18 protein-coding genes and 2 pseudogenes are annotated in these 17,927 nt (G+C 56.8%); 15 read left to right on the top strand and 5 right to left on the bottom strand.

Annotation, left to right across the window (positions count from 1 at the left end; translation table 11 throughout):
* Positions 1-100 precede the first annotated feature (100 nt).
* The 4 genes from D460_RS0128960 to D460_RS0128945 are packed head-to-tail and all read left to right on the top strand — an operon-like array spanning position 101 to position 4,443.
* Entirely contained in the window at positions 101-1,549 is a 1,449-nt protein-coding gene (locus D460_RS0128960; protein WP_018902113.1) for a hypothetical protein, read from the top strand.
* Positions 1,527-2,357: a hypothetical protein gene (locus D460_RS0128955; protein ID WP_026283664.1), complete on the top strand. Its 831-nt coding sequence runs from the start codon at positions 1,527-1,529 to the stop codon at positions 2,355-2,357. Before D460_RS0128960 ends, D460_RS0128955 begins: the two co-directional genes overlap by 23 nt.
* Entirely contained in the window at positions 2,357-3,508 is a 1,152-nt protein-coding gene (locus tag D460_RS0128950; RefSeq protein ID WP_018902111.1) for a hypothetical protein, read from the top strand. The genes D460_RS0128955 and D460_RS0128950 overlap by 1 nt, the downstream gene beginning before the upstream one ends.
* Positions 3,502-4,443 (top strand): OmpA family protein, encoded by a 942-nt coding sequence (locus D460_RS0128945; protein WP_018902110.1) that lies wholly within the window; start codon positions 3,502-3,504, stop codon positions 4,441-4,443. The genes D460_RS0128950 and D460_RS0128945 overlap by 7 nt, the downstream gene beginning before the upstream one ends.
* Before the next feature lie 816 nt (positions 4,444-5,259).
* Here D460_RS0128945 and D460_RS0128935 read toward each other — a convergent pair.
* The gene (locus D460_RS0128935) at positions 5,260-5,859 is read right to left on the bottom strand and encodes a J domain-containing protein (RefSeq protein WP_018902108.1); all 600 of its coding nucleotides are present in this window, start codon (positions 5,857-5,859) and stop codon (positions 5,260-5,262) included.
* A gap of 634 nt (positions 5,860-6,493) precedes the next feature.
* Between D460_RS0128935 and D460_RS0128930 the strand changes: the two genes are divergently transcribed.
* From D460_RS0128930 to D460_RS0128905, 6 genes and pseudogenes are all read left to right on the top strand, one after another.
* The gene (locus tag D460_RS0128930) at positions 6,494-8,152 is read left to right on the top strand and encodes an alpha-amylase family protein (RefSeq protein WP_018902107.1); all 1,659 of its coding nucleotides are present in this window, start codon (positions 6,494-6,496) and stop codon (positions 8,150-8,152) included.
* Between the two features lie 202 nt (positions 8,153-8,354).
* A complete protein-coding gene (locus D460_RS0128925) occupies positions 8,355-8,702 on the top strand; it encodes a transposase (protein WP_196809388.1) in 348 nt (115 codons plus the stop codon).
* On the top strand, positions 8,699-9,043 hold the full coding sequence (gene tnpB, locus D460_RS0128920; protein WP_018902105.1) for an IS66 family insertion sequence element accessory protein TnpB: 345 nt from the start codon (positions 8,699-8,701) through the stop codon (positions 9,041-9,043). The genes D460_RS0128925 and tnpB overlap by 4 nt, the downstream gene beginning before the upstream one ends.
* Before the next feature lie 104 nt (positions 9,044-9,147).
* A pseudogene (locus D460_RS34065) lies at positions 9,148-10,404 on the top strand (IS66 family transposase); the annotation flags it as partial.
* A 219-nt stretch (positions 10,405-10,623) separates the two neighbouring features.
* On the top strand, positions 10,624-10,965 hold the full coding sequence (locus D460_RS0128910; protein WP_018902103.1) for a hypothetical protein: 342 nt from the start codon (positions 10,624-10,626) through the stop codon (positions 10,963-10,965).
* Positions 10,965-11,780 carry a nucleotidyl transferase AbiEii/AbiGii toxin family protein gene (locus D460_RS0128905; protein WP_018902102.1) on the top strand — a complete coding sequence of 272 codons (816 nt, stop codon included), beginning with the start codon at positions 10,965-10,967 and terminating at the stop codon, positions 11,778-11,780. The genes D460_RS0128910 and D460_RS0128905 overlap by 1 nt, the downstream gene beginning before the upstream one ends.
* 367 nt (positions 11,781-12,147) lie before the next feature.
* On the opposite strand, the pseudogene D460_RS0128900 reads toward D460_RS0128905, so the two are convergent.
* Positions 12,148-12,410 (bottom strand): annotated as a pseudogene (locus tag D460_RS0128900) (transposase); the annotation flags it as partial.
* A 685-nt stretch (positions 12,411-13,095) separates the two neighbouring features.
* Here D460_RS0128900 and D460_RS0128890 point away from each other — a divergent pair.
* The 3 genes from D460_RS0128890 to D460_RS36580 all read left to right on the top strand — a co-directional run bounded on the left by D460_RS0128890 (position 13,096) and on the right by D460_RS36580 (position 14,487).
* A complete protein-coding gene (locus D460_RS0128890; protein ID WP_026283661.1) occupies positions 13,096-13,374 on the top strand; it encodes a DUF1778 domain-containing protein in 279 nt (92 codons plus the stop codon).
* A complete protein-coding gene (locus D460_RS0128885) occupies positions 13,371-13,898 on the top strand; it encodes a hypothetical protein (RefSeq protein ID WP_018902100.1) in 528 nt (175 codons plus the stop codon). Before D460_RS0128890 ends, D460_RS0128885 begins: the two co-directional genes overlap by 4 nt.
* Before the next feature lie 133 nt (positions 13,899-14,031).
* A complete protein-coding gene (locus tag D460_RS36580; protein WP_196809387.1) occupies positions 14,032-14,487 on the top strand; it encodes a hemagglutinin repeat-containing protein in 456 nt (151 codons plus the stop codon).
* Here the strand turns inward: D460_RS36580 and D460_RS34690 are convergent.
* Positions 14,435-15,238, bottom strand: a complete 804-nt coding sequence (locus D460_RS34690; RefSeq protein WP_018902098.1) for a GAF domain-containing protein — start codon at positions 15,236-15,238, stop codon at positions 14,435-14,437. The genes D460_RS36580 and D460_RS34690 overlap by 53 nt on opposite strands.
* Before the next feature lie 184 nt (positions 15,239-15,422).
* Between D460_RS34690 and D460_RS0128870 the strand changes: the two genes are divergently transcribed.
* Entirely contained in the window at positions 15,423-15,719 is a 297-nt protein-coding gene (locus D460_RS0128870; RefSeq protein WP_018902097.1) for a hypothetical protein, read from the top strand.
* A 7-nt stretch (positions 15,720-15,726) separates the two neighbouring features.
* Here the strand turns inward: D460_RS0128870 and D460_RS0128865 are convergent, their stop codons facing one another.
* Positions 15,727-16,335 (bottom strand): SDR family NAD(P)-dependent oxidoreductase, encoded by a 609-nt coding sequence (locus tag D460_RS0128865; protein WP_348625663.1) that lies wholly within the window; start codon positions 16,333-16,335, stop codon positions 15,727-15,729.
* A 172-nt stretch (positions 16,336-16,507) separates the two neighbouring features.
* Positions 16,508-17,320 (bottom strand): DUF1206 domain-containing protein, encoded by an 813-nt coding sequence (locus D460_RS0128860; RefSeq protein WP_018902095.1) that lies wholly within the window; start codon positions 17,318-17,320, stop codon positions 16,508-16,510.
* A gap of 470 nt (positions 17,321-17,790) precedes the next feature.
* Between D460_RS0128860 and D460_RS35585 the strand changes: the two genes are divergently transcribed.
* On the top strand, positions 17,791-17,927 hold a 137-nt coding region (locus tag D460_RS35585; RefSeq protein ID WP_155947883.1), incomplete at its 3' end, for a helix-turn-helix domain-containing protein.

Here is a 17,927-nt window from a genome sequence, read left to right as displayed (position 1 = left end):
ATTAAATCAGCAAACGGCTGTTCCTACTGGACGGCCTACAACCTGTGGGGTAGGCATTGCGCATTAAGATAATCGCAACCATGTTTCCGACGAGGACGCCTTGCCGTTTGAAGCACTGAACAGACTCTGGTCGGGCGTTCGCGAATCCAGCCACGATTTCCGTGCCTCGACGGAGATCTTCCCACAGCTCGATACCGAGAAGCTTATCCAGACGTTGGACGTCCGTGGAAAGGGTGAAGAGAATGGCCGGGTCAATCGTCCGGCAACCTCGGCTCAGTCCTTGGATGAAGTCGAGCAGCGGATTGTTGCTCGTATCGAACAAGAGAAGGCATCGGCGTACCAAATTCTCGAGGACCAGTCACAGACATTCGATGCCAGATTGCGGAACCTGGATTTCGAGGGGCAGTTTGGACTGATCCGTCAGGCCAATGCGTCCAGTCTCTCGGACTTCAAGGCCGAAATTGCCAGCGGGGTCGACGAACTGCATGGGCTGCGACGCGATCTCAAGATCGCGGAGGACGAGATGACGTCGTTCAAGCGAAAGCATAGGCTCGATCGTGCGGCGAAGGTTCCTAGTGCGGGCTCAACAAGTGTCAAAATCGCCTTGCTTGTGGTTCTCGTCCTCGTTGAAATCGTCATGAACGGTACCTTCCTCGCCAAGGGCAGCGAACAGGGTATTATCGGTGGCATCACCGAGGCCGTCGTCTTCGCTGTCCTCAATATCGGCGCAGCACTGCTGTTCGCCATCTTCTGCGTCCGTAATCTTGTGCATCGATCCTGGCTGATGAAGCTGTTCGGTTTGGTGGGCTTGGCTGCCTATGTTGCTGTCGCTCTTGCCGTGAATCTTGCCTTGGCTCACTATCGCGAGGTGTCGGCAACCATACTCGAGGGTGCAGGGACAGAGGTCATCCGCCGCATTCGGGAAACTCCGCTCGGATTGATAGAGATCAATTCCTGGATGCTTTTTGCCATCGGGATTTTCTTCTCGATTTTGGCGTTCATCGACGGCTGTATGTTGACCGACCCATATCCTGGTTTCGCTGGGGTTCAACGGCGATTGGACGAGGCGCGGCAAAATTACATATCCGGAAAACTCGATTTGATCGACAACCTTCGCGAAATCCGCGACGAGCACAATAGTAAGATAGAGGAGATCGTTAGGGACCTGAGCTCACGTCGCCAGGAAACTGCCGCAATCATCGCGCACCGAACGCGGACCATGGGGCTTTTCGCCGAATATCAAAGTCACCTCGAACGGACCGCCAATTCCGTACTCACGGCGTATCGAGAGGCCAACCGTGCCGCGAGAACTGACGCTGAGCCCGCATATTTCGCGGTCGCTTACAAGCTTGAGCGCATCACCCCGGTGGTGAAGACTAGCGATGACTGGGACGATCGCGTTCTCTCCGAACGAATTCAAGTCGCCCAGGCGGAACTGAGCGATCAAATCAACAAAATCGGCTCCGCCTTCGAGGCCGCTGTCGCGCAATATCATAAGCTCGACCATTTATTCCCGGAGGCAGGCGTTGGCTCGCAGCAGGCGGCGTAGCAGTCGGTCAAGAAGACGCGGCTTCTCGGCCGGCGCTGTAATCGGAACGATCGCTCTTTCGACCGTGGCCGTTGCAATGATCGGGGCGTTTGGGTGGATCAAATATCAAGCGATGTCGACGATCTCGTTAGACAAGACTTCTCTTTGCCCGACAACCGGAGCAACGAGCGAGACAGCGATCTTGCTTGATGTGACGGATCCGATCTCCGAAGCTACGTCGATCGATCTCAAAAACCAATTTCAGAGGTTGGTTTCCAGTATCCCAGTTAACGGCGCAATCGACGTTTTCGCTTTGACCGCTGAAGAGGGCAAGCTCGAGCGGACTTTTCATGGTTGCAATCCTGGCAGTGGCGCTCTCGCCAACGAATGGACGAGCAATCCCAAGCTCGTGCAGCAACGTTGGGAAAAGGGTTTCCAGAAACCCTTGGACAATATCGCGGGCAAGCTCGGCTCCGGCGCTTCTGGCGAGTTCTCTCCGATCATGGCGGGCATCCAGCGGATAAACCTCGAGGCGTTTCAGCCCTTGCCTGCGGGTATAAGCAAAACCTTGTACATAGCCTCGGACATGGTCGAGCATACGACGGACTTTTCCAGCTACCGTGATGGGGTTTCGATCACCAAGTTCGAAGCCAGCCCCGCGCGGGAAAAGTTCCGAACGTCCTTAGATGGAGTGCAGGTCAAAATCCTTGCTTTCCAACGGCCGGGCCAGAAGTTCAAGATGGAAGACCTTGCTACGTTCTGGAAATCCTGGGTGGAAAAGAACAACGGGGACTTCGCAGGCTTCACCCGCTTGGAGGGGTTGCAGTGATGGCGACAAGCGATACTGGAAGGACTGCATTTCGAGACTGGGCTCCGATCATGCTGTTCGCAGCTGTGACGATGGGTGGGATGGCGTTTATCTGGTCGGCCAAGCTGGCAGCTTGGTCCACTTTTGTCGTGACCGCAGTTCCGCTGACGCTGATGGCCATCTACTTCCTGGCCTCTATCGCGCTCGCGGGCTTCCGGCTCCACAATGAGCAGGCGGGCGACAACCTATACTACATGGGGTTCCTTTTTACTCTTTCTAGTCTTGGTGTCTCCCTCTACCTGTTTGCGGGAGAGACCTCGATCGAGACGATCGTTCGCAACTTCGGCATCGCGGTGACATCGACAATCGCTGGCGTGACGTTGCGCATCCTGTTCAACCAGATGCGCCGCGATCCGATCGACATCGAACGCAGCGCCCGCCACGAGCTGGCCGAGATGACGAGACGCGTGCGCACCGAACTCGATACCTCGGCCCGCGAGTTCTCGAACTACCGTCGCGTCAGCAACCAGATGCTGACGGAAGGCTTCGAGGAAATCGGTCGTCAAGCCGAAAAAAACGGCGAGGAAATCCGCAAAGTGATCGAGGCGATCTCCAAGGAGGCGATTATCCCGATCCAGGAAGCTGCAACCAAACTCTCGTCCATTATCGAGGACCATAGCAAGTCAGTCACCGACCAGGCAGCGGCAGCCACTAGGAAGCTTACCGAAACGACAGATAAGCTCACCACGATCATCGACAAGTTCGGTGTAGCTGTCGAGGGCGTCGGGACACGCCTTGGTGAAATCAGGAAACCGGAGGACGTGATCCGGTTCGAGCTCACCCCAGCAATCGACGCAATCAAGGACATGACGGACGTGCATTTGCGCAGGATGGAGGAGGGGGCCGCTGAGACCCGTTCCCAGGCAGCGAAGCTAGACGAGACACTCGGGCCACTCGCCAACATTAACGGCAAACTGGATCGAATTGCGCAAGCCATCGAACGCCACAGCCCAACGCTGTCCCCAGCTATGACAGCATCGACTATCGACATTATCGGCCCCACCGTGAGGGAAGACACGGCGGCGGAAGCCACGAGCGACACATCGCAGGAGGCCCGGCCGGGGCCAACGGGTTCGGGCCCTGAGCCGAAACGGCGGCTGTTTAAATGGTGACGAAAGCGGAAACCAGCCCAAGACTTGAACACAAGGGCTACAACCGCGGGCTCATTCTCGGCCTCACGATGGCAGAATCTATGCTGTTGTTGGTGTTCTGTCTGCTTTTGGTTGCTGCCGCAATGATTACCGCCGAGCGAAAGCATCGCTTGGACGCGGAACAGCGGCTGGTGAGGTTTGAGCAACAAAACCAGAAATTGTCGGCACAGCTTGTCGAGGCGCAGGCGAAGCTCGGCGGTCCCTTGACGCCGGCGGACCGGGCAAAATTCGAGAGCGAATGGCGCGAACTTGTCTCCGCTCGCCAGATCATAGACGGGCTCAAAATGAACGACGCGAGCCCCACTGATCTGGAAAAGCTTGCCGCTGTTTCGAAAGTCCTCGCCAACAATAACGTTCCACTAGACCAGGCAGCGCGCAAACTCGAAGAGATGCTCAAGGGCGACATCCAACCGCACGAGTGGCCTCCGATCATCAATCTCTCCGAAGCTGGAGGCTACTACTTTACCTCAGGCAGCGCGGCGTTGACACCCGCGTTCGAGGGGAAGCTCGAAACTTCGATCGCAGAACAGATTTCCGATAACCTCGAACGCTATAAGGTCGACGTAGTCGAGGTGATCGGTCACACTGATGAGCAACGCGTCGCAAGAAGCACCTCCAACCTCGACGACGCGTCGATCGGTGTGATCGACGGCCGGCTCCCGGTCGACGCTCTCCAGCCGGCGGATAATGCTGGGCTCGGGCTTGCCCGAGCAATCGCGGTTGCGAACGTCTTGAAGGCCAATCCAAAACTCAAGGGCGTCACCGTGTTACCGATGTCAGCGGCCCAGCTTGTCGTGCCAGGTGATAAGCTCACCGCGGGACAAGCAGGGGATGTTCAAGAGCGTCGACGCATCGAAATCCGGATCCGCAGACGTGCGCAGTCCCTCCAGCCCTGACTTTAGCGCGAACCCATTCAACTCGCTATTCTCGGCAGGCTAACTCTGCGGCAATCCAGCTGGTGCAACGTAAGCCGAGCAACCGCAATAGCCCGCTATATGACGTCGCCGCTGGGCAACGGTGTCCAACTTCGTCGCCTACGATCTCAAGTTCAATCATCTGTGACGAATACCCAAAGAACTTAGAAGCGATAGATCGGTACGAGGTCCACAGCATCGCTGACACCCGGCGCAAGCCACGTCCAAGTGTTTATTCTCTCTGTTCGACTGGTATCGTCAGGTCCACAAAGCCGCAATTGCGGGCTACCTGATAGACCTGCCGGATTGACTTTAACCGCCGTGCCATCGAGTCCGTGGCCGTTGTGACACGAAAGAGCTGCTTGTTGCTGTCAAATGCGAGCAGCAGCCACACGGGCGCGAACGCCGTCGACTCTGGAGCGAGGACGAAGAGTGGCTTTCCGCCGTCAGCTAGAAAACGTCTAAACTGATACATGTCGCAGGTCGACAGAGACAGAAGCCATTTCTCGTCTGCGTTGTCCGGTATGACGCCCCTCCGATGGGCGATTATCGAATGCTTTTCATTCATTTCCGATTAAATGGCCGACTTTTCAGAATGTTCCAAAGAGGGGGCCGCCGCCACAGTTTTGATTTTGGAAGGGTAATCATCCGAATACAGTCCTATTTAACCGCCACCTGGCGCAGTAGTCAAAGAGGGCGCATTCACGCAAGCGCTTAGAACGTCACATCGGGAGCGGAATCATCGAGCCTGTTTGTTGCGCGTAAAGCCGTCAACGAGCGCTCGCGTGAAGTTCGTCGTCAGCAAAAACCATTTAGCTTGAGGATTTTATAGGCTTCGATCGTCGCGTGGAGCCGGTCCTCTGATTGACGATTACCGCTGTTAACGTCGGGATGGTGTAGCTTCAGCCGCTCTTTGTATCGTCGTCTGATGTCCTCAGGTGTCGCTACCTGCTGAAGCCCAAGCGTTTCAAACGCCTTAGCCTCAAGTGGCTTGAGCGTCCGGCACGATGTTGTCACGCTCGGTTGGCTGGCCTTGCCTCGTGCTTTAAGTGATTTCGCTGATCCCGACGGAACCGACGATGGCAATGGCGCCTCGAATTTTGGCTGGTCCGTCCTTACTCCGCGCGTGGCGATCTTCCCCGCAGCCGCGTTGAGCTGGTACTTCGCAACGACGGGATCCGAATGGCTAGGATAGTAGCTGTAGCCACGACCGTAGGCCTTTGAATGCTCCAGCCAGAAGGTGAGATACAGTCCCTCGGCGGCACTGCCTACTGGCGCTCTTTGGGTTCCCGAATTTTCGCAGCTGTCCCATTGGCACTTAGGCCCGCTCGGCTGGGTGGGCTTGTCACGGCTGCTGCGGATTGGCCTTAGGCCAACGAAGATCTTCGAATCATTCATCGACGTCGTATATGGCGGACAAAGTGTCCTCAGCAAGGTCCGAGCTTGTTAAGATCCCCAAAGCTTCCATGATGGAGCACCAAGCCACGCATGCTGTCCGACCGCCGTCTGTTTTCGTGGGCGCGCATACTTTGTCATTCCTGTCCAGCTTTGTTCGGGGTCGCTTTTCATATCGGTTTTAACAAGCTCAAACCCTGTTACCTCCATCGTCACCTCAATCGCCTAGATGCCTTAATGGACCGGCGCTTCCGAGATTGTAGCCAGATTGATGGGTGTCCCTCAGCATGACGATATTGAAACGGGGTTGGAACGTGTCTGCCCCAAAAATCAAGCGAGGAACAGCCGTAGATTACTTTGCCTGAATCGCCGTTTCTTTGGAGCAAGCAGTGTTTGTTTGGTGGGTTCGGCAGGCAAGATCATCCGCAAGACGAAGGTGGCGAGCGAACCGGAAGCGCTCATTGAACCCTAACATCGCTGGGTTGCTTGTAAGCGGATCGGCGTGGAAGCGGGAACGTGGCGCACCCGCCGATAGAACGCAATAGAGGGCTGCTTGCGCTCCAACCCATCGGTTCAAGTTGGAACCTTTCCCGCACGCAAGCCTTCCGTGAGCAACGTGTTCTGCGGGAGTGAAACTTTGATCAACGACCTTTGGTACAAAAACGCCGTCGTCTATTGCCTTTCGGTTGAAACCTTCATGGACTCCAACGGCGACGGCGTTGGGGATTTCCAAGGCTTACAGCGACGGCTCGATTATCTGGCCGGGCTGGGAGTGACGGCCGTTTGGCTCATGCCCTTCCAGACGTCTCCCGGGCGAGATGACGGCTATGATGTCTCCGACTATTACAACGTCGATCCCCGGTACGGCACTCTCGGCGACTTCGTTGAGTTCACGCACGGTGCCAAGCAACGCGGGATACGGGTATTGATCGACCTCGTGGTCAACCACACATCCGACGAACACCCTTGGTTCAAACAGGCCTGTGCCGATCCGAATTCTCGATACCGCGATTGGTACGTTTGGTCCAAAACCAAACCCGCCAACGCCGACCAAGGGATGGTCTTCCCAGGAGTTCAGAAATCCACCTGGACCCGTGATAGGCAGTCAGGTGAATACTACTTCCACCGTTTTTATGACTTCCAGCCCGACCTCAACACTGGAAACCCGCTCGTGCAGGCTGAAATCCTGAAGATTATGGGCTTTTGGATCCAGCTTGGCGTGTCGGGCTTCAGGATGGACGCAGTGCCATTCGTCATTGCCGAGAAGGGTGCCGACGTAACCAAGCCGAAAGAGCAGTTCGATATGCTGCGTACCTTCCGCGAGTTTCTGCAGTGGAGGAAGGGGGACAGCATCATCTTGGCCGAAGCCAACGTGGTTCCCAAGGAGAACCTCGAATACTTCGGTGATGATGGCGACCGCATGCAGATGATGTTCAACTTCCACGTCAATCAAGCATTGTTCTATGCGATGGCGAGCGTGGACACCCGACCGCTCGCAAAGGCCATGCGCGATACTGAGCAACGGCCAGAAACGGGGCAATGGGGTGTTTTCCTTCGAAACCACGATGAATTGGATCTTGGACGCCTGACCGAGAGCCAGAGACAGACGGTCTTCTCTGCCTTCGGTCCGGACAAGAACATGCAGCTCTATGATCGCGGCATCCGGCGGCGCTTGGCACCCATGCTGGGGGGAGACATCCGGCGCCTGAAGCTTGCTTACAGCTTGATGTACTCGTTGCCGGGAACGCCAGTTTTGCGATATGGCGACGAGATCGGGATGGGTGATGACTTATCATTGCCGGAACGAAATTGTGCGCGGACGCCGATGCAGTGGTCAGACGAACCGCAAGGCGGCTTCACCAAGAGCGAGAAGCCCGTTCTTCCTGTTATATCGGAGGGACCGTACGGCTTTGACCACGTCAACGTCGCGTTTCAGCGCCGAGACCTGGGCTCGATGCTGAACTGGACTGAGCGGATGATCCGGGCGCGTAAGGAAGCGCCGGAGATCGGATGGGGAGGCTTCAAAGTTCTCACCTGCGGTGATCCTGGCGTTCTCATCATGCGATACGAGTGGCGGAAGAACGTCGTCATCACCATCCATAGCTTTCACGACAAACCCTTGGAAGTCTCGTTTGCGGCAAATGTTGATCAAGACGCAGGCGTGCTGATCGACATTCTAGATGGACACGACAGCTGTGCCAAAGACGGGAAACACCACATGGTCCTCGAACCCTATGGCTTCCGTTGGTACCGGGCAGGGGGCTTGGACTATCTGCTGAAGCGAAGCGAGGTCTGACGACAATTCTTGCCGTCGGTACCAACATTTGCGGAATTGCGCAGCAACTGCCACCTGTCTCTATGGCACTAAACTCTCGGATGTAAGCGGCAAGGAGACCCCATCTGGCACGGCTGATGTTGAGTAGGGTATGTCGGGCATAAGAGTTCTTTGAATGTGAGGATCTATGTCTAGACTTGCGGCTAGCCTTGGGTTGATGCGAATGATCGAGGCGGTGCCCGATCGCCTTGACGGGTCGCCGCGACAGTTGCGGCGGTTCTGGTCCGACGAATTCAAGGCCACAGCGGTTGAGCAGGCCTGTCAGCCCGGTGTGAATATGTCTGTAGTGGCGCGGCAGATCGGTATCTTGCCGTCTCAACTCTACCGCTGGCGTAGAGAGCTGTTGGGCAGTGATGAGGCTGGATTAGTAGCGGCAGTTGATCCGCAGAGCCTCGCACCTGACCCCGACCCCGTCGTCGAAATCGACATTGACGGTATCGTCGTGCGGGTTGGCCGGCATGTTGAAGAAGCGCATCTGCAGCGTGTCATCCGCGCGGTTCGCTCAGCATGATCCCCGCAGGTGTAAAGGTCTTCCTGGCCAGCCATCCCATCGACTTCCGCAAAGGGCCGGACAGCCTGCTGTCGCTGGTGCGGGATGCTGGCAGTGATCCATTCAACGGCTCGCTTTATGTCTTCCGGGCCAAACGGGCCGACCGGATCAAGATCGTCTGGTGGGATGGATCCGGGGTTTGCCTTTACGCCAAGCGGCTGGAGAAGGCGCAGTTTTGCTGGCCGCGGATAGGCCACAACCGAGTCCAGCTCAACCCTGCCCAGCTCATGGCGCTCGTTGACGGCATGGACTGGAAACGGGTGCGCTCGGTGGCGGTGAAGCCGCCGGAGCTTGTTGGGTAAATGCCTGCGGCAAAGTGAATCAACCGCCTGAAAGGGCAGGAAAATCGGAGCGAAATATGCTCTAGTAGACGTCATGACGCCGCCCGATCTGCAGCTCCCGGATGCCGCGGCCGCGCAAAGGCTTCGCACCGCATCTGGAACGGGTCGAAGTGGTGATCGAGCCGGATGAACTGCCCGAACACCTCGGCAAACAGAAGGTGCTGATCGGAGAAGACGTCTCGGAGCGACTTGACGTCGTGCCGGCGAAGTTCCGCGTCATCGTCACACGCCGACCAAAGTATGCCTTCAAAAATGAAGACGGCGTCATTAAGGCCGCCGCACCCGCGCACGTTATCGAGGCGGGCATTCCGACGGAAGCGCTTCTCGCCCAGATCGCCGTCTCGAAGTATGCCGATGGCCTTCCGCTCTATCGGCAGGAGGCAATCTATGCCCGCGACAAGGTCGAGCTTGACCGGAAGCTGATGGCTCAATGGATGGGTAAGCTCGGCTTTGAACTTGATATCCTGGCCGACTACATCCTCGCCGAGGTCAAGAAGGCTGAGCGTATCTTCGCTGACGAGACGACGTTGCCCACACTCGCGCCCGGATCCGGATCGGCCAAGACGGCCTGGCTTTGGGCTTATGCCCGCGATGATAGACCCTTCGGTGGCAGTAGCCCGCCGATGGTTGCCTATCGCTTCGAAGATAGCCGTGCTGGCGATCGGGTCGCCCGGCATCTGAGTGGCTATCGCGGTATTCTGCAGGTTGACGGACATGGTGCCTATAACAAGCTTGCCAGATCTGACGGAGGCAATGACGGCGTGATGCTGGCCTACTGCTGGTCCCATAGCAGGCGCAGGTTCTACGAGCTCCACGCCTCAGACAGCTCCAAGATCGCCACCGAGACGGTGGAACTGATGGCGAAGCTCTGGCAGGTGGAAGAAACAGCTCGCGGGCGAAGTCCTGACGCCCGTGTCGCCGCGCGCCAGGCGACATCTGCTGGGGTTGTCACGGAGCTCTTCGCCCTCTGGGAGACGACCCTACCGCGGATCTCTGGCAAGTCGAAGCTGGCCGAGGCGATCCGCTATGCCACCTCGCGTCGCTCCATCTTCGAGCGCTTTCTCACCGACGGCCGCATCGAACTCGACAACAACATAGTCGAGCGTGCAATCCGGCCACAGACAATTACCAGGAAGAATAGCCTCTTCGCCGGCAGCGATGGCGGTGGAAGGACTTGGGCAACAATCGCCACGCTCCTTCAAACAGCGAAAATGAACAATATCGATCCGCAGGCCTGGCTCACCCAGACGCTCGAGCGCATAGCCAATGGTTGGCCCAGCAGCGATCTCGATGCACTCATGCCGTGGAATTACACGCGCTGAACGGTCTCAGCTTGCCGCTTACTCTCGGATCAGCGTGTATTCGTATGATCCTGAATACGTCACAGACCATGCAGGGGCAGCATCTAGGAGTCGATGGGTTTTGTTGTGATACGTTCCTGGTGGTGAATCGGACTGAAATTTCTGCTTTTCACCACAGACATAGATACTTGATGAGTATCCGGGATACGCCTATATTGTCCGCATGTAGGAGTTGTAACCATGTCTGCCAAAGAACGCATCAAGAAGTACCGGGAGACTGGAGGAGCATCTGATCTTGTTAGGGTGGAGGTTCTCGTTCCGAAAGCACGCAGAGATGAGATCGTGAGTGCAGCGGCTAAATTGCGCTCCGCGCATCGGGATGAAAAGAGTCGTTTTGCGGAATTTATCAGGATTGCGACCGAGAGGTATGGACTAAGAGTTTTCGATAACATCGAGCTCGAAAAGCTGAATGATCTACAGCAGAAGGTGCGAGTTGTCGCCAATGCCCTTATGGAGCGCGGCGATGCGAGAGCTTATGCGATGGGACGAAGAATGATCGTTCAGCTAGGAGACGAGCGCTGATGGCACTAACGCGGATCCAGAAAGAAATCATGGCCTCCATCGCCGGAAACAGGTCTGACACCAGTTACGTTGCTGGCGGCTTGGTCTTGAACATGGATTGGCCACGGATGTCCGATGACATTGACATCTTTCATGATACCGACGAGGAAATTGGCGTCTCGGCGGGTACTGACATCGCGAAATTAGAGGCTGATGGCTTCGTAGTATCGATTGAAGTCAACATTTACGGTTGCGTTGAGGCGAGTGTAGTTCGCGACGGAGAACGCACCCTTGTTCAATGGATGAGCGAGACCCGGACACGCTTCTTCCCGCTGGTCAGGGATGATGAGTGGGGATCGCGCCTACACCCGTCGGATCTTGCAGTGAACAAGGTGATTGCCGCGTCTACGCGGACGAAGGCTCGGGACTATGTCGATCTGCTGATGATCGAAAACCACATGTGCCCGTTGGGGCCAGTAATCATGGCCGCAGCAGGTAAGCCTCCCTACTTCTCGCCACTGCGTATAGTCGATGAGATTCGTCGTAAAGCGTTGTCCGTCACGAATGAGGACTACACGACGGTTCGTGGCCTACCTTCTGATTGGACTGCCGCGATGATCCGCGACGAGCTTATTATTGCTCTTGATCACGCGGAGAACTACCTGCGCAATGCGCCCCCAGAACTCGTAGGGATTTTGGCCACAGACATTTCCGGCGTTCCGTTGGAGGTCTATGACCTCAGCGCCCCTGGGGTCGGATATCGAAAAGCAACTTCCGAGCCTGAAGTGATGCTAGATTTGCCTGAAGCAGGCAGTCGCTGGGGGGATCAAGCTTAACCTAGCGCACGAGTGGGGCAGGGTGTGGTCCGCACATCTGTAGGCAGGTGGCCGTTGCTACCTAATTCCGAACATTTGCCGTGTCGTGCCGACTTGTCCAGCGGACTTCGCTTGAGCTGGGAAGAGCAATTGAGTTCTGCAGACGGCTTATGCGTTGCGCCAGAAGCCACTCTGTGTCGTTCGAGGACCGTCACCTACAACGTCCACCGCGTCGCGACCAGGAGCGCTATTGTGGGGAATGGTTTGATCTCATGGAGTGAGGAAAGGGAGTTCACTGGAATCGGTGGTAAAAAGGCAAATATCAAAAGGTAGCGATAGGGTCCGTTCGTTGACGTCTGCGCGGCGGTGTGATTTTCAGTCCATCCATGATGAAGGTTGGGAAGTAAGACCCTTTACGCAGCTTTGGGAACGCAGCTCTACCGTACCTGCACGCGTCTCCCAGTCACGGTCGCGATAACCGTTGCGCTGAGCCAATCGCGATGGACTCTTCTCACCGTGGGCCGCGCCAGTTGCAGCGCTAACTTCCAATTCCATCAGTCGCTCAACAGCAAAACCGATCATGTCGCGCAGAATATCCGCGTCCGGGGTCTTCTCCACAAGCTCGCGTAGGTCCATTATGTCATTGGTCATCGATGTATCCTTCGTATCTGGTTGAGTGTCAGCAACCCAACCATACCGGAGATTATCGATGACCGCCCGCAAAGCCCGCTCACTCGCTACCGCGCGCTGAGGGCACGCTCGCGAGCGGCTTCGCTACCGTCGACCTACACCACGCTACGGGGCACGATCAACGTGATCGTCTTTGACCAAATCGATTATAGGCCTACTTCTAAGAGAGGGGCCATCGACCTGCCATCACCAGCCTTCCTCACAAGTACTGCAACGGTTCGCCAACAACCGGCGCAAAGCCGTTATCAAGCGTTGTCGGGGGACGTCACCAACGATTTCGCCCTTGCGAAGACAGGAAACCTGCTAACGTGTACTGCCAGACGTATGGCTTGATTAACCTCGTGGTGAGAGCACCTGCTGGCAATTAGGCCGATAGGTTGGAGGGTCGCCGCGTCCACGCCAATGCCGCCGCCGGCCACCACCTGCATATATGATTGGAATTAGGCCGCGGCGGCGAAAACCTTGCAAAAGGCCGGCCGCCGCAATCGCTCAAACCAATAATGCCGTCCGGTGATTGCCGCCAAGCCTTGAGGCAACAAGCCAATAGGATATAGAAGCGCGCGCATTTGCCTGTACGCCTTGAAGACGCACACCGTTGACGCCGAGAGGAGTTTCGCTTATATTCGATTGATAGATGGAGGGCGACATGCCGAGTATAGCGAACGAGAACAGTGAGCGTATGAGTTTGAGGGTTCCTGCCACGGCCAAGGCTAAGCTCGTGCGCGCAGCAGCACTTCGTAATACCGATCTGACGAATTTCGTAACCGAATCCGCACTGCGAGAAGCGGAGGCTGTGATCGAAGAGGCCGAAACGATCAAAGTGTCAAAGCGCGATCATCTTCGCATTCTTGAGCTTCTGGAAAATCCGCCCAAACCCAACGCCAAGCTGCGCGCGGCGATTGCCGGTTTGCCTGACAGCCTATGAGTTTACCTGCATGGCATGAGGAGCCGATCGCCAAGTCTCACGGTCGGGCGGAGTTCGATTGCGGCGACGCTCAGATGAACGAGTTCCTGCTCCGTTTTGCCCGACAAAGCCATGAGCAGAATGCCTCAAAGACCTTCTGTGCCATCGATGACGCAGTACCCGACCGCATTTTTGGGTTCTATACAATCGCGCCTTCAGCAGTTGAGCACGCAGCTGTGCCCGATGCAATGACACGCGGTCTTGCCCGCCATGAGGTGCCGGGCTTCAAGCTTGCACGACTGGCTGCCGACCGCGCGGTTGCCGGGCAGGGACTGGGAGGCCTGCTCCTAGCCGCCGCAGCGCTCCGCTGCCTCAGACTTGCAGGAGAGGGCGGGGGACTTCTACTGATCATCGATGCCAAAGGCGAGCGCGCAGCCAACTGGTACGCCTCCTATGGCGCCGAACCGCTGAAGGACAAGCCGCTGACTCTCGTGATGCCGCTCATCACCTTCGCGGCCGGTTTGCGGGCGAAGGGTCTTCTTTAATCCCAGGACACCGGCACTTCTGTGACTCGCCATCGGACATCGTCAAGGGTGGTGCGCCTGGAAGCGACCGAAGCGGTACATTCTTGAGATATGCTATCCGTCGTCCAGTTCAATCCAGACCGGAGCATGGTCGGTGGTGTGGTACCATTCACGCGGGACCTTGTCGACGCCGCCGGTCTGTTATAGGCACAACACCTCCGAGACCGACGCGTCATGGAAGTCGGGCCGCACAAAGCTCCAGGGACATTTCGGAAGCGAAACGACAACCGGTTCTTCGATCTCTGGCGGGGATGGTATAGCGACGAACTCGGGTGGTGACACTTTGGTCTCGGCGTCGAAGCTGCAGGCCGGCGATGACAACCACAGTGCCGACCTGAGCATGACGACCGGTGGCGATCTTCTGATCGCATCCGGCCATGATACCGCGACAACCGACGTTGATAGCCAGAAGAAGGGCTTTCTCTCCAAGAAAACGTCCCATCAAGAAAGCTATGATGAGACAACCGTCGCCTCGGAACTCTCCGCATCGGGCAACATCAAGCTAAACGCAGGCGGCAATGCTGCCATCGTCGTTCGCCCGAGCGAATGAGCGGCATCAGATCATCGTGAAACGTGCCGCGCTCATCGGGCGCCATGAAGAACTCGACGCCTGGCGGAATACTCTCGTCTGGCTTGAGCCCAACGACATTCCTGGCAAATCCGTTGAGGTAAGAAACGTAGCCTTGCGTGTCGACAATCGCGATAAAGCCCGGAGCTTGGGTGATCAGCTGCTCGAACTTCCTCATGAGAAGCCTGCTCTGCCTTACCTCCGCCAACTCGTTCTCCAAACCTTCGTTCGCTCGTTGGCGCTCGAGCAGTCTCATTGTCTGGTTGGCAAGGAACCCAAGCAATTCTAGCTGCGCCTCGGTGAAATCGCGAGCCTGATGGTCAAATACACAGAGAGTGCCGATCGGCATTCCGTCCGGCGCCCTCAATACGACACCAGCGTAAGATCGCAGACCCGGCTCTTTGCTCAAGATGGGAGTGAAATCAAATCTGGAATCATTGGACACGTCCGGAATGACGATGTCGCCCGCCAGTAGAGCACTTACGTGGTCCGATTTCACTGCAGTTGGTCTGGCTGAGACGCCGAAGGCCGCTTTAAAAACCTGCCGATCGTATTCGAAAAGTATGATGGCAGATACTGGTGCTTTGAAGGACTCGGTGGCGAAACGAGCAATCTCTTCCAGGTCTGCGTCTACACCATCACGATTGGAGCCGTAACCGCGCAGAGTTTGAAGCCGCTCTTGCTCAGTCCAGACGGTGGACGCGGAACCTGTCTTCTTCGCTGCAACTGCCATTGGACTTTGCTTCATCGATACCGACCATCCGAAGAAATATCCTGGCGGCGGTCTCGCACGCGCTCGCAGGCTCTGACAACGAGGAATCTAGCTCCGGAGCTGCAGAGTTCGCGGAAGGGTTACCGGAAGGTTGTGTCTTTCAAGCGCACCAGAAAAGCTCAGCTGGTCACGAAGGATGGAGCAAATGAGAGCTTTCTATACCAATGACGACGCATTGAGGATTTTCGAGGCCCATGATCGAGCTATGGATTTGGGCTACTTCATCCTGGCAAGCGACAAGGCGGAGTACACCCGAGATCGGCTCCGCGGTCTGGCAGCGCGCTTTGACTGGCCGGAGGAGATCGCAAACCTGGTCGAGGAGGCTCCGGACCTGGAAATTGATGCACTGGAGCAACGTCTCGCGGAAACAGCCGCGAGTGGACGATGGGACGACCTCATCGAGAGTGCGACCTGGCTTTCACAGGGTCCCTCGCTCCGGTGAGGGTTCCTCACCACTCAACGGTACTTCCGTCATAAGCGATGAACGTACCGGTTTCCCTGACCCCGTCTAGTGCACTCAGGATCGAAGATGCGGCATCCTGCGGGCTCATAGTGAGGTGACCCGCCGAGTAGGGGGCTGAGAGCGTTGTTCTGACGGTTCCGGGATGCACCGCGGCGACAACAGCCTCGGGGTGTGTCCTAGCAACCTCAATCGAAGCCGTCCGGACGATCTGGTTGAGGGCCGCTTTCGAGGCCCTGTACGAAATCCAGCCCCCCAGGCGATTGTCGCTGATCGAACCCACGCGCGCGGAAAGAAAAGCGGCCACCGCCCTAGACTTGCGATCTAGCAGTGGAAGGAAATGTTTGGCGACCAACGCCGGGCCGACCGCATTGACCCGGAACTGCGAAAGCATGATCTCCGGATCTATCTGTCGAAGCGACTTCTCTGGCGGATGCCCGTCGGTCGTGAGCATTCCGGTCGCACATATCAGCAGGTGAACTGGTTTTTGAGAGAAACGTCTTGCTCTGTCGACAATGCTGCTTTCATCGAGAAGATCAAAGCTGTCGCCACTGCGGGACAACGCCAGCAGTTCGCCGAGGTTGGGATCCTGCTCCAAGCGAGAACATAGAGCGCCGCCAATTCCTCCGCTCGCGCCAATGACGACCGCTCGGAAACCATGGGGCAGGGATCGGAGGTGAGGGGACCCCCGCTCGGCTTCGATGGTTCTACCCTCCGACATCGCTTGTACCTCTCCGACGAATTCTTCAGGGGCCGAAGCTTCGGATGCCTCAAACTGGCAGCGCGCGTTTGACATCACCGACCGATGGCCCTCGCACGATCCGGTATCGGGCCTCAACAAGATTGTAGATGCCGAAAGCCGCCAAGCCAACTGCGACGACCACATAGAGGATAGATCCGAACGGTAGCTGCCTCAGCCATGACAAGGCCTCTGAGATGCTCCCGGCCTGCTCGGGATCGACTGTGAAGCCAGCATACGCGAAAAGCACACCAGTGATCGCGAAGACGACGCCACGCGCCACCAGGCCATAGATGCAGACCATACCTACGACACCTTTGGCATCCGGCAGCCGCAGGTACTTCTCGAATTTTCGCGTCAGGCCCTTAGCCGATGTCACCACGCCACCAACGATGAAGCCGATGCCGATCAAGATGGCGATATAGGATCCGAACGGCTGCGACATGACCCATTGGGCGAGGCCTTTCTCACCGGAGCCTTCGCTACCGCCTGCGCCGCCAATTGCGTGGCCAAGCGCGTAGCCAGCGAGCCCGAGATAAGTGATGGCGCTGCCGAGCATCGCCGCTCTGATCACGATGGCTTTCCGATCCGTGCCGTGACCGTCGCTGTCCGCGAGTGACTGCGCCAAGCGCCAGGCAACGAAGCCGAGAAGTCCAAGACCTATGAGACCGACCCAGACACGACCGAACGGTTGCTCGAGCAATGTGGAAACCGCCGACTTCGTGTCTGCCTTACCTCCGGCTACTCCCGATAGAAGCGCGAGCCCGGCAACAAGGAGAAAGACGATCCCGCGAGCGGCGTAGCCTGACCGGGCGAGAAGTTCGAAGTTGGGTTTGCGGGGCATGAGGGCATCCTGATGGGTCGTGTCTCAGGAAACGCGCGGTATCGGAAAAGGTTGTCGGTCGCGATGAAATGTGTGTGCCATCGAACGTCAAGCGGCTGGAAGATGATCAACGACGCGGCGTCGATGACATCATCATTGCAATGACTTGATGCAGAAATCTGTCACCGAAGATAAAGAACTCGGGCGAGCATTGGCTGGACGAATCCAATCAATCGTTCGCCCGTAGCTTGTTCCGTTGGACGCGACAGTTACGATAACATCCAGGCCGAAACGCAACAGCCCGCAAACTGCATGTTAGTTCCATAATGTTGATTATGCGATTTTTGATTGTAAGGGCTATTTAGTAATGCGACAGTTGGGCCAGTTAGAGATGCGACAGTCTCGCCTCTCGACGCACTGGTCAAAGCCAACGTTGGGAGCAAGGATGACGATCTTCAGTCTGGTCGAGACCATGAGCGGTCGGAGTCGTCATGTCCTTTTTGATCACCATGTCGCAGAAAGAATTGCATCGCCTCGAATTCATCCAGAAGATCCGTGACGAACGTCTGAGCGTCGTCCAGGCAGCCGAACGGCTCGACCTCAGTCGAAGCCAGGTCCATCGACTGCT

The organism is Rhizobium sp. 2MFCol3.1, from assembly GCF_000377565.1.
Classification (GTDB): Bacteria; Pseudomonadota; Alphaproteobacteria; order Rhizobiales; family Rhizobiaceae; genus Rhizobium.
The sequence above is the reverse complement of the archived record's forward strand: the minus strand, read 5'-3'. Positions and strand labels throughout refer to the sequence as shown.